We start from the raw sequence: 25,960 nt of genomic DNA, 5'->3' as shown, positions 1-25,960 counted from the left end.
CGGATCAATTGCCAATCTCGAACTGCGCATCCCCCATGTAGCGGTTTGGTCCCAGAGCGGCGTTCAATGCAGCGGCTTCGGCGGCCTGCCACTGGGTAAATATTTCCAGCTCTTCGGGCGACAGGATGTCTTGCGACGGGTGCTCGCCGTAGGTCGCCACCATCCGGCGATACGCGGCATGCACCGGCGCCACCAGGCTGGCATCGCCCAACGACTCGTCCAGGGCCTTGCGAAAACGCAGCTCAGCCGCCTGCAGCTGCTGCGGGCTGGCGTCTTCGAAGGCATAGAGTTTGAGGGTGTAGCTCATTTTTCTTCCTTCCGAAAATGTTTCACGGCCGCATCCGGGCCTTGCACGATGGCCATGCGCCGGCGCAAACGGGCCGCCTCTGGCGCATCGCCGCTTTGTTCTGCTCGCTGGAGCTGGACCCCTAGCCAGGCCAGCAGCGGACGCCGCCAGCCCTGGGCGGAGGCCGTGTCAATCGCCAGAGCAATCACGGACGGACTGGCGCGGCCAGTCTGCAGCAACACGCTAGCTGCCAGAAGTTGCGACAGCGGATCTGCAATGCCCGCAAGCGCGCCGGCATCACCCGCCGCTGCGGCGCGCTGGGCTGGCGGCAGCAAGGCGATATTTCCGGCCTGTACTTGTCCCCGCAGATAGTCGGCATAGGCGCGCTGGGCAGGTGTGGCATCGTCCCGGAGCGGCTCAAACCCTGCGCAAGTCTCAAACACCAGGCTGGCCACCCGGCTGGCGCAACGCAGAAGTTCGGCAGTGGCCAGCAGGTCGGGCCGGCCTGTGCGCGACAACTGGCTGCGCGTACGCGCCAGTTCAGCGGCTTCCACGCGGCTGTTGCCTTCCATGTAAGCCGCGACCGAACGCTCCATGGAACCCTTGGCTTCGACTTGCCAGTCCGGCGGCCTGGGTCCGCTGCTGCAAGCTGCCAAGACCAAAACGGTGCTGAATGCAAATGCGAACTTCATCGACGCAGGGAAATTTTTCACGGCAGTTTCATTTCTGCATCCCGGGCAAACGGCCATTTGCGGTTGATCTCGCTGACCAGGCCTTCGACTTTGCGCAGGCTGGCTTCAACGTCGCCGCGCAAGGCGCCCAGGTCGTTCGTGGCGTCCCTGGCATTTGACGTGATGGCCTGGGCATTGACCAAAATGGCATCGACCTTTTGAAGGCTGGTGCGCGCCTCGCCCAGCATGGCATTGAGCTGGACGACGGTGGCGCGGGTTTCGGGCAGCACGCCCTTGTCGCCAAATACCTGGGTATCGGTCTTGATAGCGATGCCGTCAAGCCGGGCCAGCAAGGTGTTGGTGCGGTCCAGCGTGGCGGAAAACTTTTTGGCCTCGGCCTCGCTGCCGAGCAGTACCGTCAGCGCGCCACCCGGTCCGTTGAGCCGACGGGTCAGGACCTGCAGGCTGGCCAGGCTGGCGCCCACCGAGCCGCTGCTGCCCGTCAGGCTGTTGAGGTTGTCGATCAGTTCCTTGGCAGAAGCAATGACCCTGGGAATTTCCGCGCTGGCATCGCCCTGCAGAACGGTTCGCACCGCATTTTCGGGCAGGGGCGGATCGTTCAGCAGCCCGGTGTAGGCGCGGATGTTGGGACCGCCCACGATACCCTTGACGAGCGTGAAAACGCTGCTGCTGCGCAGCCAGTGGGCGTCCTTTTGGGCCACATCGACCAGGATGCGCGCCTTGCCGTCTTCAGCCAGTTCGATGCGGCGTACCCGGCCGATCGGAAAGCCTGCAAAGGTCATGTCCATGCCGACCACGACGCCTTCGGAATCATCGGCCATTAGCACCAGTCGCTGCGTGCTTTCAAACGCACCGCGTGCATAAAGCACAAACAACGCCGAGCCGCAGACCAGCAGCAGCATGAACAGCAGCAGCATCCTGGCCTTGAATTCCAGGCTGGCCGTGTTTTCAGGCGCGCTGCTGTCCGGCAGGCGCCCGGAGTGCGCCGGTCCATGGCCAACGGAAGGGAGCAGCGGCGGGGATGAATCGGGAGGTGAACTCATAAAAAGTGTGTCTCAGGCTCAGTAATAATTGCCAACCAGCGAAGCCACTTCAACCAGCAGCAAAACGGCAAACATACGAACCAGGCCGCGCATTTCGACACTCGATCGGATGCTGGCGCCGCGCATACCGTACAGGGCCGAAGCCATCGGAATCAGCGAAACGGCCAGGCAAAAAAATACCGTCTTCAGCACAAAGATCAGCGTGACGGCCGGCGTGAACACCTGGCCGAACAGCCGGGTATAGCCAGCCAGTCCTGACACGGTGAATCCGTACACCGCGACATAGGCCACGACCAGCGCCACCACACAACTCAGCGCGGCCAGTGTGATACCAGCAAACATGCCCGCCACGACGCGCGGCAGCACTTCGCGGCGTATCGGCTCCACGCCCTGCCTGCGCATGTTGTCGAGTTCGCCACTGGCCTGCAGGGCGGTGAGTTCGGCGCCATCGGGAATCGTGCAGCGCAGCGCAACGAACAGCGCGGCTGTCAGGGGAATCAACTCCAGCACCAGCACACGAATCACCAGTTGCAGCGCATATTGCGACAGGCCATAACTCAGCGCCGTCACCATCACGATGCGCGTCAGCACCACCGTCACCAGCGCGCACAGCAGCGAAAATCCCAGCAGCACAGGCGCCGTGCTGGTATAGACATGGCGCCCCAGGACCCGCCGGTTTTCACGGCTGTAGCTGGAGGGCGAAAGGGCCAGTACCAGGATCACGGCGCCCAGATGCACCAGCTGCCACCATTCAGTGAACCACTGCCGTGCAGACCAACCCGTCTGGGTCAGGCGGCTGTGCCAGGGGGTGCTTGAAGTCATGCCTGCATGATAACGGGGCGTTTGCTCGGCAAAAACGCGAAACGTTTCCTGGAGGCGTCACCGGCGTGCTGCGGGCCAAAGGCCTTCGCGCCGCCGCCTTATTTGCCTGGCGGTTCAGGCAAAAGCCGGATGAGCTTGCCATTGCTGCTGTCGGTCAGCACATACAGCAGACCATCGGGGCCTTGCCGCACATCGCGGATGCGCTCGCCAACATCGGTCAGCAGCTTGTGCTCGCGAACCACCTTGCCGCCGAAGGGCACCGAGAGTTCAATCCGGTCCAGGTAGGAATACTTCAGCGACCCGACAAACAGGTTGCCCTGCCAGGCCTTGCCATAGCGCTCGCTGGCCAGAAAAGCCATGCCGGACGGTGCAATCGACGGAACCCAGTAATGCAACGGCTGCTCCATTCCGGTCTTGCGGCTCAAGCCTTCACCGATCGGGCCGCCCCCGTAGTTTTCGCCGTAGGTGATGTCCGGCCAGCCGTAGTTGGCGCCCGGCCGGGGCAGGTTGATTTCGTCGCCGCCCTGCGGTCCGTGCTCATGCATCCAGAACGTGCCATCGGGCGCGAGCGTGGCGCCTTGGGCATTGCGATGCCCGTAGCTCCAGATTTCGGGCAATGCGCCCGCCTTGCCAGCAAAGGGATTGTCGGCCGGCACCGAACCATCCTTGTTGATGCGAACGATCTTGCCGTGGTGGTTGTCGAGTTTTTGCGCATCCTCCTTGCGTGAAAACCTCTCGCCCAGCGTCAGGAACAGCTTGCCGTCGGGCCGGCCATGCATGCCAGGCGTTCGGCTTTCGACAATCCGGCAGCCGAAGTGGGCCGAACTGGCAACTTTAGGTTTCTGGCTGAAAAGCACCTTGAGATTTTCCAGCCGCGCGCCGTCAGTGGTCAAGCTGGCGCTGGCCAGGGCCGTGCTGTTGGCTCGGCCGGTGACGGCAGGCTCCGCATAGCAGAAATACAGGGTGCGGTTGCGGGCAAAGTCACTGTCCGTTACCACGTCGAGCAGGCCGCCCTGCCCGGCCGCCGCCATGTCAGGCAGGCCGGCCACGGTTGCCAATGGCTTGCCATCGGCAGCCAGCAAGCGCAGGCGGCCGGCACGTTCGGTGACCAAAAAACGCCCGTCAGGCAGGAATGCGAGAGCCCATGGGTTTTGCAATCCCGATGCAACGATGTCGGTGCGGACTTGCTGCGCCTGCGCCCCAGGCGCCAGCAGGTTTGAGGCTATTGCAATGGCAGCAGGTATCCCCCGCAAGCCCAGGGCTGTAAGCATCTTCTGCTTCCTTGAATTGTTGTGATGACTTTCCGATATTGACGGATGGGAATAGTTCAAGTCATGAAAGCCCTGAAACATGGACCACTTCAGGTATCTTGTCGATCCGGCAGCGCACATTGCCAGACAGCTGTTTTCAAAAATCCAACACTTAAAAAAATCAGAAACGACTTTTTCAATCAAATACAAGAAACTTTAACTGCAAGAAATGAAAATAGGATAGTGATTTTTTATTGACGTAGGATCAATCCGTCAAGTATGCTCGGCGCCATGCGAATATTTCCCCCTGTACTCGTCCTGGCCCTTGCTGCACTTTGCACCCTGAGCGCCCATGCCACCCCTGCCATTTCCAGCGACGAAATCGACAGGCTGCTCGCCGACCGGGGACTTCTGAATAAAATTGACCATGTCCGCCAAAACGTCAGCCAAAAAGCGTCCGAGCTGGTCGTCAACGCCATGGGCTTTCTGGGGGTTCCCTATAAATGGGGAGGAACCGATGCCGACACCGGTTTTGACTGCAGCGGTTTTGTGGTCTCCGTGTACCAGCAAAGCATCGGTTTGCTGCTGCCCCGCAAGGCCGAACAACAGGCGGCAGCCACCCAAAAAATAGACCGGACCGACCTGCAACCCGGCGATCTGGTGTTTTTCAACACCATGCGGCGCGCCTTCAGCCACGTCGGCATCTACGTCGGCAACGGCAAGTTCATTCACGCACCCAGAGCGGGCGCCGAAGTCAGAGTCGAAAGCATGGGCGGCAGTTACTGGCAGAACCGTTTCAATGGCGCACGGCGCGTGATCAGCACGGGGACCGAACCGGTCAACCCGATGCCCGTCGCCGCTTCAGTTGGCGACGCAGCCTCGATTCGCTGAATCGCATGCCAGCGCTCACTGATAGAGCAAGGAAAATTCATTTTTGATAGCCGCCTTGCGCATACACCGTATGCGCAAGGCGGCTTTTTTGTTTGCCTGCGACTGAACTCCGGCGATGGACAAGATCAAGCATCCCGCATCGCTGAACGCTCAGGCGCAGCGGGCGCCTTCGACAAAGATGGCCACCTCATGCGGACCCCGCCACAGGGCACTGGCGCCGGGCAATCAGGCGGATGACTTCGTTCAGGCCAGGCATCTTCTTGGGGATGGGCTTTTTATTGATGATGCAGGCTGTGCGCCACGCGTTGGGCTCAAACACCTGGCAAAGAGTCTGAAACTCTGAAAAGCAGCCTGATTCACCAGCTTTATGCGACCACTAGCTTGACAGCCGCCACACCTGGGCCGTGTCGGCAAGGCTCAGACCATGGTCCAGCGGCAAGACGACCGCCTGCGCCTGGCGCAGCTGCCGGGCCGTCTGCACCGAAGCGATCACTTGAGCGCCTCAGCATCTCTACGGGCAGGATGAGACAGAACTTTCTCTATCAACACAGATGAGAAGAAATTATTTCACCAATGAGCTGTGAATGGCATTACCGGGGCGAGGCGGTCGCTTACAACCACCTGATTGCGGGTCCATGCAGATGGTGACGAGCAATTTTGCAGCGGCCTATGCCTTGCTGGGTCCGGGACGGCTTCGCGCGCTGCCCGTCACCGACAAACAGCGCTCAGCGCAGTTTCCCGACGTTCCCACCGTGGCCGAAAGCGGCCTGCCGGGCTTCGAAAACAACGGCTGGTTTGATGCGCTGGCCCCCGCGGGCGTCGCTGTGGCAGCGGGGTAGCAGAAGCAGTACCAGCTTCACGGCCAGGACGACCTCGACCTTGGCAGCCCTCTGCGCCGTCTTGCCCGGCGTGACAAGGAAAGCGACACTCACGAGAAACCTGTCCAGCGCCAATGTGATGCTGATGGCGATGGGCAGCGGGCACAGCGAGGAGCGGCTCATCTCAAGCCGAGCCGGTCTCAACGTCGCGGTGGGCAGCACTCAATCGACCAACTTTGCCAGCAGCAGCTCGATCATTTTGAGTGCCAGCAACGGCCGCGGCTCCATCTGGTCAGGCGCGTGTGCCGGCAGCGGCAACAAGCCCAAGATTTGTAAAGTCACCATCACCGGCAACACCTTGGTCACTTGAGCCGTGCAGCAGGCAACATGGCCATCACCGGTTTACGGTTGGTAGCCAACGATAACAAATCCACTCTCGACCCGCAGTGGCATTGGGCGTACACCGCAAAGGAGAACCGCCAGGAGCCGGTGCGCGAGCTTTCTTTTCAACAGGAAACACATCATGAAATCGACAGATCTCAGAGGCCACATGGGCAGTCGCGGCCTGGCGCTCATCGCATGCACCCTGGCGCTGCTCATGCCTGCCGCCCATGCGCAGGGCGTGACATCACTGACTTGCAGCCTCACACCATCGGCCGAGGCAGCGGCGGCGCCACCTGCACAACGACCCTCAGCGCGGTAGCCCCTGCGGGCGGCACGGCAGTGGCGCTTACAAGCTCGCTGACCAAGCTTGCCACCCCGGTGCCGAGCGTCACAGTGCCTGCCGGACAAACGGCCGCAAACTTCACGGTCGCCACCAATGCCAGGTACCGGCGCTACAGCGGCCTGGCTTTCGCCGCCACCATCACCGCTTCGGCCAATGGCACGAGCCGAAGCGCCCCGCTCTCGGTTACCGCACAAGCCCGGCCGAACGACGTTGTGCTTAACCCGGAGCCCAGTTTCAGCGGCCTCAAATGTGCTGGCGATCCGGGCGTCCTGTTCGATTGCCAGAAAGGGCCGAATTCCGCCTGTTCATTCAAACAGGAATGCACACTGGGTTGCCTCGGTCGGCCTCAAGAGGGCACCAGCTGGAAGGACGTGTGCGCCGCCGCTGGGCCGTTTCCGATTTCACTCAACCCGAAATCGGTGGTGGGCGGCAAACCGAGCGCAGGGACCTTGCTGCTGAGCGCACCAGCCCCTGCGGGAAGCTTCGCCTTGGCAGCCTCCAGCAGCCTGATCGCAGCGACTGACAACAGGTTGAACATGCCGATCCCCGCGGGCGCAACCAGCCTGGGCTTCAGCGTCCTGACAGCTCCCGTGAATGCGATCCAGTTCGCGAACATGGACGCTCACCTCACGACACCCGAGGCACGCCCAGAAGGCGGGACCTTCTTCGCAAGCCGCCATCAGCGGACCTGGCTCGCCGTGACACCCGGAACGCGTCCGCCCGTGAACCTGACCTCGCTGGCTCTCGACATCCCCAGCTTGCGAGGGGGGCTCTTCACCGGCGCAACAGCCTGCATCGATCAACTCAAACCAGCGCCCGAGGTCGGCGATGTCTCCGTGGCCATTACCAGCAGCCAACCAACGGTGGCAACAATCCTCACACCGTCGTTTTCCCAAGGCAGCAACTGCGCGCTGTTTGGTGTGCAGACCGCCGCCGTGGCGGTAGACACCCTGGTGACCATCACGGCCACGCTGGGCGCGCAAAGCCTGACCGCGCTTTTGACCGTGAAGGCCACGCCGTCGGCGACCTTCATCAACTCATTTTTCCTGGATCCGCTGTCAGTGGTCGGCGCCAACACATCGACCGGAACGGTCGTGCTGAACGGACTTGCTCCAGCGGGCGGCGCGGTGGTTCCCCTGGCGAGCGCCAACACAGCCGTGGTGGACCTGCCCGCAAGCGTGACGGATCCCGCGGGATCCGACCGGTTGAGCTTCGCTGTCGCGACGAATGGGGTCGCCGTCAGCACGTCCATCACCCTCACTGCGGCCTATGGCGTTTCCACCTTCACGTCGCTGAGCGTATTGCCCGGCGGGGGGCCGACGGTGACCTTGTCCTCGCACACCCTGAGCCCGGCCAGTGTGGCCAACGGCGGCGCCTCGACTGGGACGGTCACTTTGAGGGGCGTGGTGCCGGCCAACTCGGCGGGAGTGGTCGTGACGCTGTCAAGCCCGCTGTCCTCCCTCGCGAGCGTGCCTTGGAGTGTGAGCGTGCCAGCGGGTGCGAGCAGCGCCTCCTACACCGCGATCGCTGGAACTGTCAGCGCGACGTCGTCGTCGGCAATCATCGCCAATTTCACGGTATCCACCAGCACGGTCGCGGCAGCGACTGTGGCCAGTGTTAGCGCAACGTATGCCGGGGTGTCGCGCACCACCACCCTGACCGTGAACTCCCCCGCCTCGGGCGCGGAGCCAGCACCCACGCTTCTGAGTTCTTTTGATGACGCGCGCTTCTCGCCGGGAGCGAGCATCACGTTCGACTGGAGTGATGCGGCCGGCGCAGCGTCCTACACCATCGCGTTCGACGATTCCAGCACCATTGCCGCGCCGCTGATCGCGACACAGACCCCGATCGTGTCGCAAACCACTATCAGTTCACTGCCGGCGCGGCGCATGTGGTGGCGGGTGCGGGCGAACAGCGCGAACGGCAGTGCAGGTGCCTGGTCGGTGGTGCGCAGGTTCGAGTCAAGTAGCGGGGTATCTGCATTGCCGCCCAGCGCAATGGCCCCGTTATCGCCAATGTGCAATGAAAGCGCATTCGAGTTCGTGATGAAAACACCGGCTCCGACCTGACGGAGTCAGGCGAGTCAGGCGAGTCAGGGATTCTTGTGCGAAGGAGCTTGTTCACCATGATGCTCAAAACTGCATCCGCTGGGTGCGCTTTCTTGCAGCCTTTTTTCGCCCTCGCCGTGTCGCTGTCCGCCGTCAGCGTCTTGGCCCGATGGCTGACCTTTGCCAGCATCAAGCCGGGTTGTTAGCACATTGCCACCAGTCGGCACACTTCCCGGTCATGGTCTGATTCGTCATGCACCTTGGGTTCACCACGCCTACGCATATCCCCCACCCACACAGAAAAAGCCCGAACCGATCAGGGCTCGGGCGTTGCAGGGTAGTCAGGATGTTTGCTCTACTTCCGCGCAGGCGGCAAGTCCGTGCAGCTGCCGTGCGCCACTTCCGCCGCCATGCCGATACTTTCGCCCAGCGTGGGGTGCGGGTGAATGGTCTTGCCGATATCGACCGCGTCGGCGCCCATCTCGATGGCCAGCGCAATCTCGCCGATCATGTCGCCGGCATGCGTGCCGACCATGCCGCCGCCCAGGATCTTGCCGTGGCCGTGGGCTTCCGGGCTGTCGTCGAACAGCAGCTTGGTGATGCCCTCGTCGCGGCCATTCGCAATCGCTCGACCCGAGGCCGTCCACGGGAACAGGCCCTTCTTCACCTTGATGCCCTGCGCCCTGGCTTGGTCTTCGGTCAGGCCGACCCATGCCACTTCGGGGTCGGTGTAGGCGACGCTTGGAATCACCCGGGCGTTGAAGGCGGCGCTGGCCAGTTCCTTGTTGCCCTGCAGTTCGCCAGCAATCACTTCTGCCGCCACATGTGCTTCATGCACCGCCTTGTGCGCCAGCATCGGTTGGCCGATGATGTCGCCGATGGCGAAGATGTGCTTTACGTTGGTGCGCATCTGGATGTCCACCGGCACAAAGCCCCGGTCGGTGATGCTGACGCCAGCCTTCTCGGCGCCGATCTTCTTGCCGTTGGGCGTGCGGCCGACAGCCTGAAGCACCAGGTCGTAGGTTTGCGGTGCAGGCGCAGTGCCGCCCGGCTCGGCGCTCTCGAATGTCACCTCGATGCCTTCGGGCGTGGCCTTGGCGCCCACCGTCTTGGTCTTGAGCATGATGTTGTCAAAGCGAGGTGCGTTCATCTTCTGCCAGACCTTGACCAGGTCGCGGTCGGCGCCCTGCATCAGGCCGTCGAGCATTTCCACCACGTCCAGGCGCGCGCCCAGCGTGCTGTACACGGTGCCCATTTCCAGGCCGATGATGCCGCCGCCCAGGACCAGCATGCGCTTGGGCACTTCCTTGAGTTCCAGCGCACCTGTTGAATCCACCACGCGCGGGTCTTCAGGCATGAAGGGCAGGCGCACGGCTTGTGAGCCGGCGGCAATGATGCAGTTCTTGAAGCCAATGGTCTGCTTCTTGCCGGTTTTTTCCTGCGCGGTGCCGCCGGTTTCCTCGACTTCCACGTGGTTGGCACCGACAAAAGCGCCATAGCCGCGCACCACGGTGACCTTGCGCATCTTGGCCATCGCAGCCAGCCCGCCGGTCAGCTTGTTGACGACCTTTTCCTTGTGGCCGCGCAGCTTTTCGATGTTGATACTGGGCGCGCCGAAGTCAACGCCCAGCGCCGCCATGTGGCTGACCTCGTCCATCACCGCAGCCACATGCAGCAGTGCCTTGGACGGAATACAGCCAACGTTCAGGCAGACGCCGCCCAGGGCGGCGTAGCGCTCGACCAGCACGACCTTGAGGCCGAGGTCGGCGGCGCGGAAGGCCGCCGAATAGCCGCCGGGGCCGGCGCCCAGCACCAGCAGGTCGCAGTCCAGGTCAGCCGTGCCGCCGAAGCTGGCAGCGGCTGGCGCTGGCGCTGGGGTTGGTGCTGCTGCTGTTGCAGAAAGCGCTACTTTTTCAGGAGCAGCTGGCCCAGGTGCGGCCTGCGCAGGAGTGTGTTTTGGTGCTTCAACCGGAGCAGCAGCCGCGCCTGTGGCGCCAGCGACTTCCAGCTTCAGCACGACCGAGCCCTGCTTGACCATGTCGCCGAGCTTGACCAGTATTTCCTTGACCACGCCGCCCTGCGACGACGGGATTTCCATGGAGGCCTTGTCGCTTTCCACGGTGATCAGGCTTTGCTCGGGCTTGATGGTGTCGCCGGGTTTGACCAGCACTTCGATGACCGAGACTTCGTCAAAGTCGCCAATGTCGGGCACCTTGATGTCGATGAGGTTTGCAGAGGCACTCATGAGGAGGCTTTCAGTTTGAGGGTGAATACGTCAATCGGTCCGCCGGAATTTTTGTCGAATTCGCAACCGGCGTTCATTCCAGCCAGGGCCACCTCGCGGGCGGTCCTGGCCTTGGCCCAGCTGGCGTGCATCGCGCCGAGCGCAAAGCTGCGGCCAGAGCCCACGCCCCAGAATTCCTTGAACTCGAAGACTTCGCGGTAGCTGTAGAGGCCATAAATGCCGGTGGCGTTGGCAATGAGCACGGTGAACTGGCTGGACTCGTATGGGTCGTTGTCGTCTTCCTTGCTTTGCAGGAAAAAAGATTCCTTGAGCAGGGAATGCAGCTTGAGGAAGGTGTCAAACACCTCCTCGCGGCTGTTCAGCCGGAGTTCCTCGGGCGCCAGTGTGGACATGGCCTTGCGCAGCACGGGAAAGTGCGCCACCGTGCCGGCCATGCCGATGTAGCTGACGCCCTGCGGCGTCTCGACCTTGAAAATCTTGCTGTTGGCTTCAAAGCGGTGGCTCAGGCGGGTGTCGCCAAAGGTCACGAGCGTGTCGGCGGCCATCACCACCTGACCCGCTTTCTTGACCACCACCAGCGTCGTCACAGGAAGACGCGACGGAAATCCGCCAGAACCTGGCCGAAATACGCATTGAAACGCGCCGCCGCCGCGCCGTCGATCACGCGGTGGTCCCAGCTCAGTGACAGCGGCTGCATCAGGCGCGGCTGGAAGGCCTTGCCGTCCCAGACCGGTTCGATGCGACTCTTGCACACGCCCATGATCGCCACTTCGGGCGCGTTGATGATGGGCGTGAAATAGCGCCCGCCAATACCGCCCAGCGACGAGATCGTGAAGCAGGCGCCCTGCATGTCGGCCGGACCGAGCTTGCCGTCGCGCGCTTTCTTCGCCAGCTCGCCCATTTCTTGCGAAATCTGGATGATGCCTTTTTTGTCGGCGTCTTTGATGACCGGCACGACCAGGCCGTTCGGCGTGTCGGCGGCAAAGGCAATATTGAAATACTGCTTGAGCACCAGCTGGTCGCCGTCGAGCGAGGAGTTGAACTGCGGAAACTTCTTGAGCGCGGCCACCGCGGCCTTGATCAGAAAAGCCAGCATGGTGATCTTGACCCCTAGCTTCTCGTTTTCCTTGTTCATCTGCACGCGAAAGGCTTCGAGTTCGGTGATGTCGGCGTCGTCGTGGTTGCAGACGTGCGGAATCATCACCCAGTTGCGGTGCAGGTTGGCGCCGCTGATCTTCTTGATGCGCGACAGGGGCTGGCGCTCGACCGGGCCGAACTTGGTGAAGTCGACCTTCGGCCATGGCAACAGGTCCAGGCCGGCACCGGTGCCGCTACCGCCTGCAACAGCTGACGCGGGCGCCTTGCCTGCCTGCGCCTGGGTGCGGGTGTCGCCCGTCATCACTGACTTGGTGAACGCCTGGACATCGTCCTGCGTGATGCGGCCCTTGGGGCCGGAGCCCTTGAGTTCGGCCAGCGGCACGCCCAGTTCACGGGCAAACTTGCGCACCGAAGGCGAAGCATGCGGCAGGCTGGTGGATGTTGCGGCCATGGGTTCATGCGCGGGCTGGGCCTGGGCGGCGGCTGGTGCTGGCGTTGCAGCGGTCGGCGTTGGTGCAGGATCGCCATAGCCTTTGGCGCTGCCAGCTGCATTGGCCGCGGCCGGGTCGATGCTGCCGCCAGCGGTGGCGGGTGCTGGCTGCGCAGGTGCGGCGGTGGGCGTGGGAGCAGCAGCAGTGGCAGCGCCTTCCAGAATCGCCAGCAGGTCGCCAATGTTGATGGTGTCGCCCAGCTTGACCTTAAGGTCCTTGATCACACCGGCATGACTCGACGGGATTTCCATCGAGGCTTTGTCGGATTCCACGGTGATAAGCGATTGCTCGACCTTGACGGTGTCACCCGTCTTGACCAGCACCTCGATCACGACCACATCCTTGAAGTCGCCAATGTCGGGAACCATGACTTCGACCAGGCCAGCCGCAGCGGCTGGGGGAGCGGCGGCTGGCGCGGCAGGTGCCGGCGCAGCGGGTGCTTCGGTTTTAGGAGCTGCAGCAGCAGGCGCAGCCTGCGCGGGAGCCTGTTTTGGCTCCGATTCCGCAGCGCCTTCGACTTCCAGTGTCAGCACGACCGAGCCTTGCTTCACCTTGTCGTCGAGCTTGATCTTGATCTCCTTCACCACGCCGGCATGACTGGACGGGATTTCCATCGAGGCCTTGTCGGACTCGACCGTGATGAGCGATTGCTCGGCCGTCACGGTGTCGCCGGGCTTGACCAGCAGTTCAATGACGGTGACTTCGTCAAAGTCGCCGATGTCAGGGACTTGTATATCTACCAATGCCATGTTGTTGTCTCCGTTTGCTTGCGTCTTGGGCTGAATTTTTTACGTCAAGCGTAAAGCGGATTGATCTTGTCGGCATTGATACCGTACTTCTGGATCGCTTCGGCCACCTTGGCCACCGGCACCGTGCCCTCTTCGCTGAGCGCCTTCAACGCCGCCACGACGATGTAATGACGGTTGATCTCGAAGTGCTCGCGCAGCTTGCTGCGGAAATCGCTGCGGCCAAAACCGTCGGTGCCCAGCACCTTGTAAGTGCGGCCCTTGGGAATATAGGAGCGAATCTGCTCGGCATAGGCCTTCATGTAGTCGGTGGAAGCGATGACCGGGCCAGCATGGGCTTGTAGCTGGTCCTCGACAAACGAGGTGCGCGGTGTTTCGAGCGGATGCAGCAGGTTCCAGCGCTCGGTGTTCTGGCCATCGCGCGCCATTTCGTTGAAGCTCGGGCAACTCCACACATTGGCCGAAACGCCCCACTCCTTCTCAAGCAGTTCCTGCGCCGCAATCGATTCCCGCAGAATGGTGCCCGAGCCGAGCAGCTGCACACTCGGCGCCAGCTTGGGGCCTTCCTTGCACAAATACATGCCCTTGATGATCTGCTCTTCGGTGCCGGGCTGAAGGCCAGGCATGGCGTAGTTTTCATTGAGCAGCGTGATATAAAAATAGACGTTTTCCTGCCGTTCGACCATACGCTTGAGGCCATGGTGCAGGATGACGCCGACTTCATGCGCATAAGTCGGGTCGTAGCTGATGCAGTTCGGAATCGTGCCGGCCAGGATGTGGCTGTGGCCGTCTTCGTGCTGCAGGCCTTCGCCGTTCAGCGTCGTGCGGCCCGACGTGCCGCCGAGCAAGAATCCGCGTGCCTGCATGTCGCCGGCCGCCCAGGCCAGGTCACCGACGCGCTGGAAGCCGAACATCGAGTAGTACACGTAGAACGGCACCATGATGCGGTTGTTGGTGCTGTACGAGGTGGCGGCAGCAATCCAGCTGCTCATGCCGCCGGCTTCGTTGATGCCTTCCTGCAGGATCTGACCCTTCTTGTCTTCCTTGTAATACATCACCTGCTCTTTGTCGACCGGGGTGTACTGCTGGCCAGCAGGGTTGTAGATACCGATCTGGCGGAACAGGCCCTCCATGCCGAAGGTGCGCGCTTCATCGACCAAAATGGGCACGACACGCGGGCCGAGGGCCTGGTCGCGCAGCAACTGGGTTAGGAAACGCACATAAGCCTGGGTGGTCGAGATTTCGCGGCCTTCGGCGGTGGGTTCCATGACCGACTTGAAGGTTTCGATCGCCGGAACGGTGAAGTTTTCATCGGCTTTGGTGCGGCGATGCGGAAGGTAGCCGCCCAGCGCCTTTCGACGTTCATGCAAATACTGCATTTCAGGCGTGTCATCGGCCGGTTTGAAGAACGGCAGCTCGGCCAGCTGGCTGTCGGGAATCGGAATGTTGAAACGGTCGCGGAAGGCCTTGATGTCCTCGTCGCCCAACTTCTTGGTCTGGTGGACATTGTTCTTGCCCTCGCCAATCTTGCCCATGCCAAAACCCTTGACGGTCTTGATCAGCAGAACGCTTGGCTGACCGGTATGGTTCACGGCTGAATGGAAGGCAGCATAGACCTTTTGAGAATCGTGACCGCCACGGGTGAGCTTCCAGATGTCGTCGTCACTCATCTTGGAGACCATCTCCAGCGTGCGTGGATCGCGGCCGAAGAAATGCTTGCGCACGTAGGCGCCATCGTTGGCCTTGAACGACTGGTAGTCGCCATCGTTGCATTCCATCATGATCTTGCGCAACGCGCCGTCCTTGTCGCGTGCCAGCAACGGGTCCCATCCAGAGCCCCAAATCAGCTTGATGACGTTCCAGCCGGCACCTCGGAATTCGCCTTCGAGTTCCTGGATGATCTTGCCGTTGCCGCGCACCGGGCCGTCGAGCCGCTGCAGGTTGCAGTTGATGACAAACACCAGGTTGTCAAGGTTTTCACGCGCGGCTAAACCGATGGCGCCCAGCGATTCCACTTCGTCCATTTCACCGTCGCCGCAGAACACCCAGACCTTGCGGTTTTCGGTGTTGGCAATGCCGCGCGCATGCAGATACTTGAGGAAACGGGCCTGGTAAATTGCCATCAGCGGACCGAGGCCCATCGACACCGTGGGGAATTGCCAGAAATTGGGCATCAGCTTGGGATGCGGGTAGCTGGACAGGCCCTTGCCATCGACTTCCTGGCGGAAATTGAGCAACTGCTCTTCGCTCAGGCGGCCTTCAAGATAGGCGCGGGCATACACGCCGGGCGACACATGGCCCTGAATGTAGAGACAGTCGCCGCCGTGGTTTTCGCTCTCGGCATGCCAGAAATGGTTGAAACCGGCCCCGAACAGGCTGGCCAGCGAAGCGAACGAACCAATGTGGCCACCCAGGTCGCCGCCATCGGCCGGATGCAGGCGGTTGGCCTTGACGACCATGACCATGGCGTTCCAGCGCATGTAGGCGCGCAGCCGCTGCTCGATGATCAGGTTGCCGGGCGAGCGTTCTTCCTGGTCAGGCTCTATGGTGTTGACATAGCCCGTATTGGCCGAAAAAGGCATGTCGATACTTTTCTGGCGGGCATGTTCAAGCAGTTGCTCAAGCAGGAAGTGGGCACGCTCGGGGCCCTCGCTTTCAATGACGGCGGACAGCGCATCCATCCATTCGCGTGTCTCCTGCGTGTCTTTGTCTTGCAGCGTGTCAAGGGACATGCTTGTTGGGGGAATTCCTGTTTGCTGGTTTTCGTCTGGGGTGGCTGCCATTTTGTCTCCTGAATAAATCTTTTCGCTGGTAACTTTGAACCCATGCGAGGCATTGTTCAGCCTGCCGTGGGCGCGTCTAGGAAATGCTTTTAAACCGAAATTAAGTTTAATTCCTTAGTTTCTCACAATTATTTAAAAATTTCAAATTATGCTTATTAATTTTGCATTATGAAATAATACGAAATAAAAAACCCGGTATGCCTGCCTTACACTGAACTTGTGAATTCGAGCCTGACTCTGCCATGTAGGTTCACTTCCTCTAAGATCATCAGTTTTTCTTATGCCGCAGTTTCCGATTTCCCCCACCGCTGACACAACAACCAGTCCTGCGTCTGTGGCGTTGTGGCGACGCTGGTGGCGCAAACAGTCCCCGTCTCGCCAGGACCGGTTCATTGCGCTGGGACCGCTGTTTTCCGTGGTTCTTTTTCTGGCGGCCGTGATCGCAGCCTTCGGCTACCTGCGCATCGAAGAGATAGACCGCGAACAGCAGGCCGTCACCCGCGATGTCGAATATGCCCAGCAACGTCTTCGGCTGCGGCTGCTGGAACGGCAGGAGCAACTGATGCGAATCGGCCGGGACGTGTCCAACCACGAGATTGATGCCGAGGAATTCCTGATTCAGGCGGAAGCGCTGGTCAACCAGAATCCGGAATTGATGGCGATAAGCTGGATCGACAATCGGCGGAGCATCAAGGCATCGTATGTTTCGCCCAGTGCGAACGCCATCGGGTCGCGCAATGTCGGTGAGCAACTTAAACTGGGTGAAACCGACGGAACCTACGAACTGGCGCGCGACCTGCGCCAGCCGGTTTATTCCAGGCCGCTGATCGTGCAGGACACGCGGCGCTCTAACGCAGCTAGCCTGCAGCTGCAGGTTCCGCTGGACGAACAGGGCAGGTTTGCCGGCGTGATCATGGGGGAGTATTCAGTGGACGGGCTGTTGCGCTTTGGCATTCCGACCGAAATCACGGCCAAGTATGCCGTTGCCTTGGTGGACGACAAGGAGACGGTGCTGGCCGGTAACCTGCCACCGGTCCGCGACGGCGCGGCGCGGCTCCTGCCCTGGACCGAAGGCGCGGCCAAGTACGAGATTCCGGTATCGCCAGTGGGCAATGGCCTCCTGATCCGCGCTGAAGGCTACCGCGCCTCGCAGGGCGTGGTGGGCAGTGGCTTTTTCTGGCTGGTCAGTGCGCTGAGCGCATTGACCGTATGGATGCTGCTGGGCAACTGGCGCCACACCCGACGCCGGGTCCAGGCGCAGGAAGCGCTGCAGACCGAAACCCATTTTCGGCGTGCGATGGAGAACTCGATGCTGACAGGCATGCGCGCGCTTGACCTGCAGGGCCGCATCACTTATGTCAACCCGGCTTTTTGCCAGATGACCGGACTCAACGAAGATGAACTCGTCGGCTGCACCGCACCATTCCCGCACTGGCCCGAATCGGAAATCGGCATCTTGATGGGCCGGCTAGAGGACGAACTGCACGGCAGGACGCCGGCTGGCGGATTTGAAGTCCGCGTCAAGCGCAAGAACGGCAACATCTTTGATGCCCGCATGTATGTGTCGCCGCTGATCGATCCGCGTGGCCAGCAAACCGGCTGGATGACGTCGATGACCGACATCACCGAACCCAAGCGAATCCGCGAGGAACTCACCGCGTCCTACGAACGTTTCACCACGGTCCTTGAGGGTCTGGATGCTGCCGTTTCCGTGGCGCCCATGGGCGGCAGCGAGTTGCTGTTTGCCAACCGGCTGTACCGCTCCTGGTTTAGCGGCCAGGCGTCAAGCCATGTGAACCTGGTGGCGCAGGTCGGAGTACCTACCTTCAAACCGTCGGGCGATGCCCTCGACGCAGTGGATGACATGGCTGGTTTTCCGACCGATGCGCTGACCGATGCCCAAACCGCCAACGCCGAGATCTTCGTTCCCGAACTGGCCAAATGGCTGGAAGTGCGTTCGCGTTATTTGACCTGGGTAGATGGCCGTCTGGCGCAGATGGTGATTGCCACCGACATCACGCCGCGACGCCATGCCGAGGAACAGGCTGCGCAGCAGAACGAACGTGCGCAGAACGCCAGCCGCCTGATCACCATGGGCGAAATGGCGTCGAGCGTGGCCCACGAACTGAATCAGCCGCTGACCGCCATCAACAACTACTGCAACGGCATGGTGTCGCGCATCAAGGCCAACCAGATCAGCAACGACGACCTGCTGGTGGCGCTGGAAAAAACTGCCAAACAGGCCTGGCGCGCCGGGCAGATCATCCAGCGCATCCGCGCCTTCGTCAAACGCAGCGAACCCAACCGCACGTCGGCGGAGGTGGCGACGCTGGTGAGCAATGCCATGGAACTGGCGGAAATCGAACTCCGGCGTCACCATGTTCGGCTCACCCATCACATTGCCGCACGCCTGCCCGACGTAATGGTAGACCGGATTTTGATTGAGCAGGTGCTGATCAACCTGATGAAAAATGCGGCCGAGTCGATTGCCCAGTCGCACCGACCCACAGCCCAGCGTAATGTCGAGTTACAGGTGTTGCCGAAGCAGATCAACGGCCAGGGCGTGGTGGAGTTCTCGGTTCTGGATTCCGGCCAGGGCATCTCGCCGGAGGTCATGGAACGTTTGTTTGAGGCCTTCTATTCGACCAAGGCCGAGGGTATGGGCATTGGCTTGAAACTGTGCCGCAGCATTGTCGAGTCCCACCAGGGCAGGCTGGAAGCGGTCAACCTCTACAATGGAGAAGACGTCGTCGGCTGCCGGTTTACCTTCTGGATTCCGGTAATATCCCTGACATCACCGGCAGCTTCAACCACCGACACCATAACCCCCGAAGTTGCGGGCAGCTCCTAGAAAAACTCCACCATTTCCATTCAAGTTTACGAAGAAAGCAAGGCATGAGTTTGATACCCAAAAAAGGCACGGTCTATGTCGTCGATGACGACGAAGGTGTTCGTGACTCGCTGCAATGGCTGCTTGAAGGCAAGGATTACCGGGTGCGCTGTTTCGACTCGGCCGAAACATTCCTAAGCCGCTACGATGCGCGCGAAGTGGCTTGCCTGATTGTCGACATCCGCATGGGCGGCATGACTGGGCTAGAGTTGCAGGACCGTCTGATGGAACGCAAGTCACCGCTGCCCATCGTCTTCATCACAGGACACGGCGACGTGCCGATGGCGGTGGACACCATGAAAAAGGGCGCGATGGATTTCATCCAGAAACCCTTTCAGGAAGACGCGCTGGTGGACTTGGTCGAACGCATGCTGGCGCAGGCCAAGGATGCCTTCAACGACCATCAACAGTCGGCCAGCCGCGACGCGCTGCTGGCCAAGCTGACGTCACGAGAAGCGCAGGTCCTGGACCGAATTGTCGCCGGCCGCCTGAACAAGCAAATTGCAGACGACCTGGGCATCAGCATCAAGACGGTCGAGGCGCACCGCGCCAACATCATGGAAAAGCTCAATGCCAATACCGTTGCAGACCTGCTGAAAATCGCACTGGGTTCCATCGCGCCCAAGGCTTGAGCCCCACCAGAAACTCCTCTTTTAATAGCACTTTACGCCCGTGGCACTTGCGCTGACGGGCGTTTTTACTTGAAGCTCAATAACATGACCGCCCAACTCATCGATGGCAACGCCCTTTCACGCCAACTCCGAGGCGAAGTCGCCCAGCGCGCCACGCTTCTCCGCGCCCGCGGCATCACGCCGGGACTGGCCGTGGTGCTGGTCGGCGACAGCCCGGCCAGCCAGGTGTATGTGCGCAACAAGGTCAAGGCTTGTGAAGACAACGGCCTGCATTCGGTGCTGGAGCGCTACCCGGCCGATTTGAGTGAAGCCGAACTGCTGGCACGCGTCGAGGCGCTGAACAACGATGCGGCGATTCACGGCATCCTGGTGCAGTTGCCGCTGCCGGCACATATTGACGCGCAAAAGGTCATCGAGGCGATTTCACCGGCCAAAGACGTGGACGGCTTTCATGTCGGCAGCGCCGGTGCGTTGATGGTGGGCCAACCCGGCTTCTGGCCGTGCACACCCTACGGCTGCATGAAGATGCTGGAGAGCATCGGCTACGACCTGCGCGGCAAGCATGCGGTGGTGATTGGCCGCAGCAACATCGTCGGCAAGCCGATGGCGCTGATGCTGCTGCAGAAAAACGCCACCGTCACGGTTTGCCACAGTGCCACGGCCGACCTGAAGGCCATCACGTTGCAGGCCGACGTGATTGTGGCGGCAGTTGGGAAGCGCAACGTGCTGACGGCCGACATGGTCAAACCCGGCGCGGTGGTGATTGACGTGGGCATGAACCGCGTTCCTGAAGGCGAGCCTGGCGAAGGCAAGCTCTGCGGCGATGTGGATTTTGACAGCGTTCGGCAGGTGGCGGGCTACATCACGCCGGTGCCCGGCGGCGTCGGTCCGATGACCATCACCATGCTGCTGGTCAACACCTTGGAAGCGGCAGAACGCTGCTGAAGCTGGCAGCGACCCGCTCACTCAAGCGGTGCCATTCGACGCCGCGCCGAGTGGCTAGCGCTCAGGTCGGCCGCTCAGGCGCCAAAGCGTGGATCCGGCGCACAGCCACTGGCCCAGCAGCATCGCGCTGCCCAGTCCGTGCCAGAGCCGCAGGTTGCCGCCGTCAGCGCGGGCACTGACAATGCGCGGTGCCACGGCAAACTCGACCAGCAAGGCCAGCAACATGCCGGCCACTATGAATTTCATAGCTGCTTGTGCTTTCCCAGCTTGCGCAATACCATCTTTTTGCTTAAAAACCATGAGCATCAACAGGGCGCAGCCGCTGCTGATCCATGTTTGCGCGCCAAACAGTTTGGCGGCCATGGCGCCGGCAGCCGCCGGACTTCCCAGGTGCATGAACAGCATCGGCACGACGACAAAACCCAGCGCCGTCAAGCTGCCCCACCACAGGGCCGCCGCCAGCAGCCCGATTCGCTGACGCGCCGGCGGCTGCATCAAAGGTAGCTGACCGACACGATCTCGTAGCGGCGGATGCCGCCAGGTGCCTGCACTTCGGCGCTGTCGCCCTCATCCTTGCCGATCAAGGCGCGGGCAATCGGCGAGCCGATGTTGACCAGCCCCAGCTTGATATCGGCCTCGTCTTCACCCACGATCTGGTAGGTCACGCTGTCGCCGGTGGCTTCGTCTTCGAGCTTGACGGTCGAGCCAAACACCACGCGGGTTCCCGGCTCGAAGGTGGACGGGTCGATGATCTGGGCAGCCGACAGCTTGCCTTCGACTTCCTGGATGCGGCCTTCGATGAAACCCTGGCGGTCCTTGGCGACTTCGTATTCGGCGTTTTCGCTCAGGTCACCCTGTGCCCTGGCTTCGGAAATCGCGTTGATGACCCACGGGCGCTGAACCGTTTTGAGGTTGTGCAATTCGGCTTTCAGCTTTTCCGCGCCGCGCTTGGTGATGGGTAAAGTGGTCATGTTTGGGTCCTGCAAAATGCGAAACCGCCACCAGTCACCTGGCGGCGGTATGTTGAATCGTCTTGACGTTTTAGTTTAATGCATGTTCGGCTAGGTCAAGCGGGTGTTTCACCTGATCGTCAAGCCGCCTGCGCGCCCAGCTGGGCGTGCAGTTCCTGGATCGAATAAATGCTCAGGTTGTCCAGGTACTTCATGCCCTCCACTGCCGCTTCTGCGCCGGCAATGGTGGTGAAGGTCGTCACGCGGGCCAGCAACGCCGAGGTGCGGATCTGCCGCGAATCGGCGATCGCATTGCGCCGCTCTTCCACGGTGTTGATGACCAGCGCAATCTCGTTGCTCTTGATCATGTCCACAACGTGTGGCCGGCCTTCCGTCACCTTGTTGACCACGCCGCAGGCAATGCCGGCTGCGTTGATGGCTGCGGCCGTGCCCTTGGTGGCGACCAGTTCGAACTTGAGATCAACCAGTGCGCGCGCCACGTCAACAGCACGCAACTTGTCATTGTTCTTGACAGTCAGGAAAACCTTGCCGGACGTTGGCAGCTTGGTACCGGCGCCGATCTGCGACTTCACAAACGCCTCGCCAAAGGTCTTGCCCACCCCCATGACCTCGCCAGTGGACTTCATTTCAGGGCCAAGAATCGTGTCCACGCCGGGGAACTTGACGAAGGGAAATACCGCTTCTTTCACGCTGAAGTAAGGCGGCGTGACTTCATGAATTACGCCTTGCGATGCCAGCGACTGGCCGACCATGCAGCGCGCCGCCACCTTGGCCAGCTGGATGCCCGTGGCCTTGCTGACAAACGGTACCGTGCGCGAGGCGCGTGGATTCACTTCCAGTACGTAGATGACATCCAGGCCATCGATGTGTTGAATGGCAAATTGCACATTCATGAGGCCGACCACATGGAGTGCTTCTGCCATGGCGGCGGTCTGGCGCTTGATCTCGGTGACTGTCTCCAAGCTTAGCGAATACGGAGGCAGCGAACACGCCGAGTCGCCGCTGTGAACGCCGGCCTGCTCGATGTGCTCCATCACGCCACCGATGAAGGTCTTGCCTTCCGAATCCCGGATGCAGTCGACATCGCATTCAATCGCATCGTTCAGGAAGCGGTCCAGCAGCACCGGCGAGTCATGGCTGACCTTGACGGCTTCGCGCATGTAACGCTCCAGGTCGCGCTGCTCATGGACGATTTCCATGGCCCGGCCGCCCAGCACATAGCTCGGGCGGACCACCAGCGGATAACCCAGCGCAGCGGCTTTTTCAAGCGCTTCAGGCTCGGTGCGGGCCGTGGCGTTGGGCGGCTGGCGCAGCGCCAGCGCATGCAGCAGCTTCTGGAAACGCTCGCGGTCTTCGGCCGCGTCGATCATGTCGGGCGAGGTGCCGATGATGGGAACGCCGTTGGCCTCAAGGTCGAGCGCCAGCTTCAAGGGCGTCTGGCCACCGTACTGGACGATCACGCCAAACGGCTTTTCCTTGTCAACGATTTCCAGCACGTCTTCCAGCGTCAGCGGCTCAAAGTACAGGCGGTCACTGGTGTCGTAGTCGGTCGAAACCGTCTCGGGATTGCAGTTGACCATGATGGTCTCGTAACCATCTTCACGCATCGCCATGGCAGCGTGAACGCAGCAATAGTCAAACTCGATGCCCTGGCCGATACGGTTCGGACCGCCGCCCAGCACCATGATCTTCTTCTTGTCGGAGGGCGCCGCTTCGCATTCGCTGCCCTCGGCCTCGTAGGTCGAGTACAGGTAGGCGGTATTGGTTTCGAACTCGGCCGCGCAGGTGTCGACACGCTTGTAGACCGGGCGCACGCCCAGAGCGATACGCTTTTCACGGATCGCCGTGTCGGTGGTCTTGAGCTGACGCGCCAGTCGGCGGTCGGAAAAGCCTTTTTGCTTCAGCGCGCGCAGCGTGGCGGCATCAATCTGGTCCAACGAGGTGGATTCCAGTTCCAGTTCGATCTTGACGATCTGCTCGATCTGCACCAGGAACCAGCGGTCGATTTTTGTCAGTTCAAACACTTCATCGACCGTCAAGCCCATGGCGAACGCATCGCCCACGTACCAGATGCGGTCCGGGCCCGGCGCGCCGAGTTCCTTTTCCAGCACTTCGCGGTCCTGGGTTTTTTCGTTCATGCCGTCAACGCCGACTTCCAGCCCGCGCAAGGCTTTCTGAAACGACTCCTGGAAGGTGCGGCCCATCGCCATGACTTCGCCAACCGACTTCATCTGCGTCGTCAGGCGCGAATCGGCAGTTGGGAATTTTTCAAACGCAAAACGTGGAATCTTGGTGACCACGTAATCAATGCTGGGCTCGAAGCTGGCTGGCGTTGCGCCGCCGGTGATCTCGTTGCGCAGTTCATCAAGCGTGTACCCTACGGCCAGCTTGGCGGCGACCTTGGCTATCGGGAAACCCGTGGCTTTGGAAGCCAGCGCCGACGATCGCGACACGCGCGGATTCATCTCGATCACCACCATGCGGCCATCGTCCGGATTGATGGAGAACTGCACGTTGGAGCCCCCGGTATCGACGCCGATTTCGCGCAGCACGGCCAGAGAAGCATTGCGCAGAATCTGGTATTCCTTGTCGGAGAGCGTCTGGGCCGGTGCCACGGTGATCGAGTCGCCGGTGTGCACGCCCATCGGGTCCAGGTTTTCAATCGAGCAGACAATAATGCAGTTGTCGGCGGTGTCGCGCACCACTTCCATCTCGTACTCTTTCCAGCCGAGCAGCGATTCCTCGATCAGCAGCTCGCTGGTCGGCGAGGCTTCTATACCACGCTTGCAGATTTCCTCGAACTCTTCCGGGTTGTAGGCAATGCCGCCGCCCGTGCCGCCCAGCGTGAAGCTGGGGCGGATCACGGTGGGGAAACCCAGCGTTTTCTGAACGGTCCAGGCTTCTTCAAGGGTGTGCGCAATACCCGAGCGCGCCGAACCCAAGCCGATCTTGGTCATCGCGTCCTTGAACTTCAGCCGGTCTTCGGCCTTGTCGATGGCTTCGGGCTTGGCGCCGATCAGCTCGACATCATATTTTTCCAGCACGCCGTTGCGCCACAAATCGAGCGCGCAATTGAGCGCAGTCTGGCCCCCCATGGTCGGCAGGATGGCATCAGGCCGTTCCTTGGCGATGATTTTTTCCACCGTCTGCCAGGTGATCGGCTCGATGTAGGTCACGTCGGCGGTGGCCGGGTCGGTCATGATCGTGGCCGGGTTGCTGTTGATCAGGATGACCTTGTAGCCCTCCTCCCGCAGCGCCTTGCAGGCCTGAACGCCGGAATAGTCGAACTCGCAGGCCTGGCCAATGATGATCGGGCCGGCGCCGATGATGAGGACCGATTTGATGTCTGTGCGCTTAGGCATTCTTCTTCTCCTGGCTTTGCGCCATCAGTGCCGTGAAGCGGTCGAACAAGTATGAAATATCGTGGGGTCCGGGCGACGCCTCAGGATGGCCCTGGAAACAGAACGCCGGCTTGTCGGTGCGGGCCAATCCCTGCAGCGTGCCGTCAAACAGGCTGATGTGCGTCGGCCGCAAATTGGCGGGAAGCGTGGTTTCATCGACCGCAAAACCGTGGTTCTGGCTGGTGATGCTGACGCGGCCGGTGTCCAGGTCTTTGACCGGATGGTTGGCGCCGTGATGGCCGAACTTCATCTTGAAAGTCTTGGCACCGCCGGCCAGCGCCATGATCTGGTGGCCCAGGCAGATGCCAAATGTCGGGATGCCGGTTTCAATCAGTTCGCGGACCGCTTCAATCGCGTAGTCGCAGGCCTGCGGATCACCGGGGCCATTGGCCAGAAAAATGCCGTCGGGTTGAAGCTTGAGCACGTCAACCGCCGAGGTCTGCGCCGGCACGACCGTGATGCGCGCACCTCGTTCGGCCACCATGCGCAGAATGTTTTTCTTCACGCCGAAGTCAAACGCCACCACATGAAAGCGGGGCGTGATCTGCACGCCGTAACCTGACCCGAGTTTCCACTCGGTCTGGGTCCATTCATAGGTGTGCTTGACCGACACCACTTTGGCCAGGTCCAGCCCGTCCATGCTGGGCGCAGCCTTGGCCGTTGCAACCGCCTTGTCGATGGCCGGCTGGCTCACCGCCTCGCCAGGCGCGAGCGCCAGGATGCAGCCATTCTGGGCGCCGTGGATACGCAGATGACGCGTCAACTGGCGGGTATCGATCCCTGCAATGGCGACGATGTTTTCCCGGGCCAGGTACTCCGCCAGGGTCATGGACGCACGAAAGTTTGACGCGATCAGCGGTAAATCCTTGACGATCAGGCCTGCGGCATGCACCTTACTGGCCTCAACGTCCTCGGCATTGATGCCGTAGTTGCCGATATGCGGATAAGTGAGGGTGACGATCTGCTGGCAATAGCTCGGGTCCGTGAGGATTTCCTGATAGCCGGTCATGGCGGTGTTGAACACCACCTCGCCGATCGTGGAGCCGGCAGCTCCAATCGAATTGCCAATAAAGACCGTGCCGTCTGCGAGCGCCAGAATGGCGGGAGGGGTATTTCCCTGTAGAGACAAAAGCACTGGGTTCTCCGGTTGTGTACGGTTCGCCCAAACGTCCACAAAAAGG

Annotated in this window: 21 protein-coding genes; 7 read left to right on the top strand and 14 right to left on the bottom strand. The window is 61.1% G+C overall.

Annotated features, from left to right (window positions below):
* Positions 1-4 precede the first annotated feature (4 nt).
* From IWX85_RS01615 to IWX85_RS01595, 5 genes are all read right to left on the bottom strand, one after another.
* A complete protein-coding gene (locus IWX85_RS01615) occupies positions 5-307 on the bottom strand; it encodes a hypothetical protein (protein WP_036810897.1) in 303 nt (100 codons plus the stop codon).
* Positions 304-978, bottom strand: coding sequence for a hypothetical protein (locus IWX85_RS01610; protein WP_196868539.1), 675 nt, complete (start codon positions 976-978; stop codon positions 304-306). Before IWX85_RS01610 ends, IWX85_RS01615 begins: the two co-directional genes overlap by 4 nt.
* Before the next feature lie 17 nt (positions 979-995).
* Entirely contained in the window at positions 996-2,021 is a 1,026-nt protein-coding gene (locus IWX85_RS01605; RefSeq protein WP_196868507.1) for an MlaD family protein, read from the bottom strand.
* 18 nt (positions 2,022-2,039) lie between these two features.
* Complete coding sequence (locus tag IWX85_RS01600) at positions 2,040-2,843, bottom strand: ABC transporter permease (RefSeq protein WP_196868506.1); 804 nt, start codon at positions 2,841-2,843, stop codon at positions 2,040-2,042.
* Positions 2,844-2,941: 98 nt separating this feature from the next.
* Positions 2,942-4,114 carry a PQQ-dependent sugar dehydrogenase gene (locus IWX85_RS01595; RefSeq protein ID WP_196868505.1) on the bottom strand — a complete coding sequence of 391 codons (1,173 nt, stop codon included), beginning with the start codon at positions 4,112-4,114 and terminating at the stop codon, positions 2,942-2,944.
* 270 nt (positions 4,115-4,384) lie between these two features.
* Between IWX85_RS01595 and IWX85_RS01590 the strand changes: the two genes are divergently transcribed.
* Positions 4,385-4,984 (top strand): C40 family peptidase, encoded by a 600-nt coding sequence (locus tag IWX85_RS01590; protein ID WP_051984553.1) that lies wholly within the window; start codon positions 4,385-4,387, stop codon positions 4,982-4,984.
* A gap of 187 nt (positions 4,985-5,171) precedes the next feature.
* On the opposite strand, the gene IWX85_RS20855 is transcribed toward IWX85_RS01590, so the two are convergent.
* Positions 5,172-5,303 carry an IS4 family transposase gene (locus IWX85_RS20855; RefSeq protein ID WP_196868504.1) on the bottom strand — a complete coding sequence of 44 codons (132 nt, stop codon included), beginning with the start codon at positions 5,301-5,303 and terminating at the stop codon, positions 5,172-5,174.
* A 316-nt stretch (positions 5,304-5,619) separates the two neighbouring features.
* Between IWX85_RS20855 and IWX85_RS01580 the strand changes: the two genes are divergently transcribed.
* The 3 genes from IWX85_RS01580 to IWX85_RS01570 are packed head-to-tail and all read left to right on the top strand — an operon-like array spanning position 5,620 to position 8,598.
* On the top strand, positions 5,620-5,823 hold the full coding sequence (locus IWX85_RS01580) for a tripartite tricarboxylate transporter substrate-binding protein (protein ID WP_036810885.1): 204 nt from the start codon (positions 5,620-5,622) through the stop codon (positions 5,821-5,823).
* A 40-nt stretch (positions 5,824-5,863) separates the two neighbouring features.
* Positions 5,864-6,172, top strand: coding sequence for a hypothetical protein (locus IWX85_RS01575; protein WP_196868503.1), 309 nt, complete (start codon positions 5,864-5,866; stop codon positions 6,170-6,172).
* A 17-nt stretch (positions 6,173-6,189) separates the two neighbouring features.
* A complete protein-coding gene (locus IWX85_RS01570) occupies positions 6,190-8,598 on the top strand; it encodes a hypothetical protein (protein ID WP_196868502.1) in 2,409 nt (802 codons plus the stop codon).
* 334 nt (positions 8,599-8,932) lie between these two features.
* Here the strand turns inward: IWX85_RS01570 and lpdA are convergent, their stop codons facing one another.
* The 4 genes from lpdA to aceE are packed head-to-tail and all read right to left on the bottom strand — an operon-like array spanning position 8,933 to position 15,889.
* A complete protein-coding gene (gene lpdA, locus IWX85_RS01565; protein WP_196868501.1) occupies positions 8,933-10,822 on the bottom strand; it encodes a dihydrolipoyl dehydrogenase in 1,890 nt (629 codons plus the stop codon).
* Positions 10,819-11,409, bottom strand: a complete 591-nt coding sequence (locus tag IWX85_RS01560) for an MFS transporter (protein ID WP_036810872.1) — start codon at positions 11,407-11,409, stop codon at positions 10,819-10,821. Before IWX85_RS01560 ends, lpdA begins: the two co-directional genes overlap by 4 nt.
* Complete coding sequence (gene aceF, locus IWX85_RS01555; RefSeq protein WP_196868500.1) at positions 11,406-13,160, bottom strand: dihydrolipoyllysine-residue acetyltransferase; 1,755 nt, start codon at positions 13,158-13,160, stop codon at positions 11,406-11,408. The genes IWX85_RS01560 and aceF overlap by 4 nt, the downstream gene beginning before the upstream one ends.
* Before the next feature lie 44 nt (positions 13,161-13,204).
* Positions 13,205-15,889 (bottom strand): pyruvate dehydrogenase (acetyl-transferring), homodimeric type, encoded by a 2,685-nt coding sequence (aceE, locus tag IWX85_RS01550; RefSeq protein ID WP_036810865.1) that lies wholly within the window; start codon positions 15,887-15,889, stop codon positions 13,205-13,207.
* 331 nt (positions 15,890-16,220) lie between these two features.
* On the opposite strand from aceE, the gene IWX85_RS01545 reads away from it, so the two are divergent.
* The 3 genes from IWX85_RS01545 (at position 16,221) to folD (ending at position 20,407) form a co-directional block, all read left to right on the top strand.
* The gene (locus IWX85_RS01545; protein WP_196868499.1) at positions 16,221-18,791 is read left to right on the top strand and encodes a PAS domain-containing sensor histidine kinase; all 2,571 of its coding nucleotides are present in this window, start codon (positions 16,221-16,223) and stop codon (positions 18,789-18,791) included.
* A gap of 44 nt (positions 18,792-18,835) precedes the next feature.
* Positions 18,836-19,462: a response regulator transcription factor gene (locus tag IWX85_RS01540; protein ID WP_036810859.1), complete on the top strand. Its 627-nt coding sequence runs from the start codon at positions 18,836-18,838 to the stop codon at positions 19,460-19,462.
* A gap of 84 nt (positions 19,463-19,546) precedes the next feature.
* The gene (gene folD / locus IWX85_RS01535) at positions 19,547-20,407 is read left to right on the top strand and encodes a bifunctional methylenetetrahydrofolate dehydrogenase/methenyltetrahydrofolate cyclohydrolase FolD (protein WP_036813798.1); all 861 of its coding nucleotides are present in this window, start codon (positions 19,547-19,549) and stop codon (positions 20,405-20,407) included.
* Between the two features lie 54 nt (positions 20,408-20,461).
* Here the strand turns inward: folD and IWX85_RS01530 are convergent, their stop codons facing one another.
* From IWX85_RS01530 to carA, 4 genes are all read right to left on the bottom strand, one after another.
* Positions 20,462-20,902, bottom strand: coding sequence for a DUF4149 domain-containing protein (locus IWX85_RS01530; protein WP_196868498.1), 441 nt, complete (start codon positions 20,900-20,902; stop codon positions 20,462-20,464).
* On the bottom strand, positions 20,902-21,378 hold the full coding sequence (gene greA, locus IWX85_RS01525) for a transcription elongation factor GreA (RefSeq protein WP_036810853.1): 477 nt from the start codon (positions 21,376-21,378) through the stop codon (positions 20,902-20,904). Before greA ends, IWX85_RS01530 begins: the two co-directional genes overlap by 1 nt.
* Before the next feature lie 119 nt (positions 21,379-21,497).
* On the bottom strand, positions 21,498-24,740 hold the full coding sequence (carB, locus tag IWX85_RS01520; RefSeq protein WP_196868497.1) for a carbamoyl-phosphate synthase large subunit: 3,243 nt from the start codon (positions 24,738-24,740) through the stop codon (positions 21,498-21,500).
* On the bottom strand, positions 24,733-25,914 hold the full coding sequence (carA, locus tag IWX85_RS01515) for a glutamine-hydrolyzing carbamoyl-phosphate synthase small subunit (protein ID WP_196868496.1): 1,182 nt from the start codon (positions 25,912-25,914) through the stop codon (positions 24,733-24,735). Before carA ends, carB begins: the two co-directional genes overlap by 8 nt.
* Positions 25,915-25,960: the final 46 nt, after the last annotated feature.

This window comes from Polaromonas sp. CG_9.11 (assembly GCF_015752225.1).
Lineage (GTDB): Bacteria > Pseudomonadota > Gammaproteobacteria > Burkholderiales > Burkholderiaceae_C > Polaromonas.
Note: the sequence above shows the minus strand (reverse complement) of the source record. Positions and strands in the feature narration are given on the sequence as shown.

Coding starts and splice junctions, on each gene's coding strand:
- greA (WP_036810853.1), bottom strand. CDS start 21,378: ATGACCACTTTACCCATCACCAAGCGCGGCGCGGAAAAGCTGAAAGCC.
- IWX85_RS01605 (WP_196868507.1), bottom strand. CDS start 2,021: ATGAGTTCACCTCCCGATTCATCCCCGCCGCTGCTCCCTTCCGTTGGC.
- IWX85_RS01615 (WP_036810897.1), bottom strand. CDS start 307: ATGAGCTACACCCTCAAACTCTATGCCTTCGAAGACGCCAGCCCGCAG.
- IWX85_RS01595 (WP_196868505.1), bottom strand. CDS start 4,114: ATGCTTACAGCCCTGGGCTTGCGGGGGATACCTGCTGCCATTGCAATA.
- IWX85_RS01545 (WP_196868499.1), top strand. CDS start 16,221: ATGCCGCAGTTTCCGATTTCCCCCACCGCTGACACAACAACCAGTCCT.
- aceE (WP_036810865.1), bottom strand. CDS start 15,889: ATGTCCCTTGACACGCTGCAAGACAAAGACACGCAGGAGACACGCGAA.
- lpdA (WP_196868501.1), bottom strand. CDS start 10,822: ATGAGTGCCTCTGCAAACCTCATCGACATCAAGGTGCCCGACATTGGC.
- IWX85_RS01570 (WP_196868502.1), top strand. CDS start 6,190: ATGGCCATCACCGGTTTACGGTTGGTAGCCAACGATAACAAATCCACT.
- aceF (WP_196868500.1), bottom strand. CDS start 13,160: ATGGCATTGGTAGATATACAAGTCCCTGACATCGGCGACTTTGACGAA.
- IWX85_RS01530 (WP_196868498.1), bottom strand. CDS start 20,902: ATGCAGCCGCCGGCGCGTCAGCGAATCGGGCTGCTGGCGGCGGCCCTG.
- IWX85_RS01540 (WP_036810859.1), top strand. CDS start 18,836: ATGAGTTTGATACCCAAAAAAGGCACGGTCTATGTCGTCGATGACGAC.
- carB (WP_196868497.1), bottom strand. CDS start 24,740: ATGCCTAAGCGCACAGACATCAAATCGGTCCTCATCATCGGCGCCGGC.
- IWX85_RS01590 (WP_051984553.1), top strand. CDS start 4,385: ATGCGAATATTTCCCCCTGTACTCGTCCTGGCCCTTGCTGCACTTTGC.
- IWX85_RS01600 (WP_196868506.1), bottom strand. CDS start 2,843: ATGACTTCAAGCACCCCCTGGCACAGCCGCCTGACCCAGACGGGTTGG.
- folD (WP_036813798.1), top strand. CDS start 19,547: ATGACCGCCCAACTCATCGATGGCAACGCCCTTTCACGCCAACTCCGA.
- IWX85_RS01610 (WP_196868539.1), bottom strand. CDS start 978: ATGAAGTTCGCATTTGCATTCAGCACCGTTTTGGTCTTGGCAGCTTGC.
- IWX85_RS01580 (WP_036810885.1), top strand. CDS start 5,620: ATGCAGATGGTGACGAGCAATTTTGCAGCGGCCTATGCCTTGCTGGGT.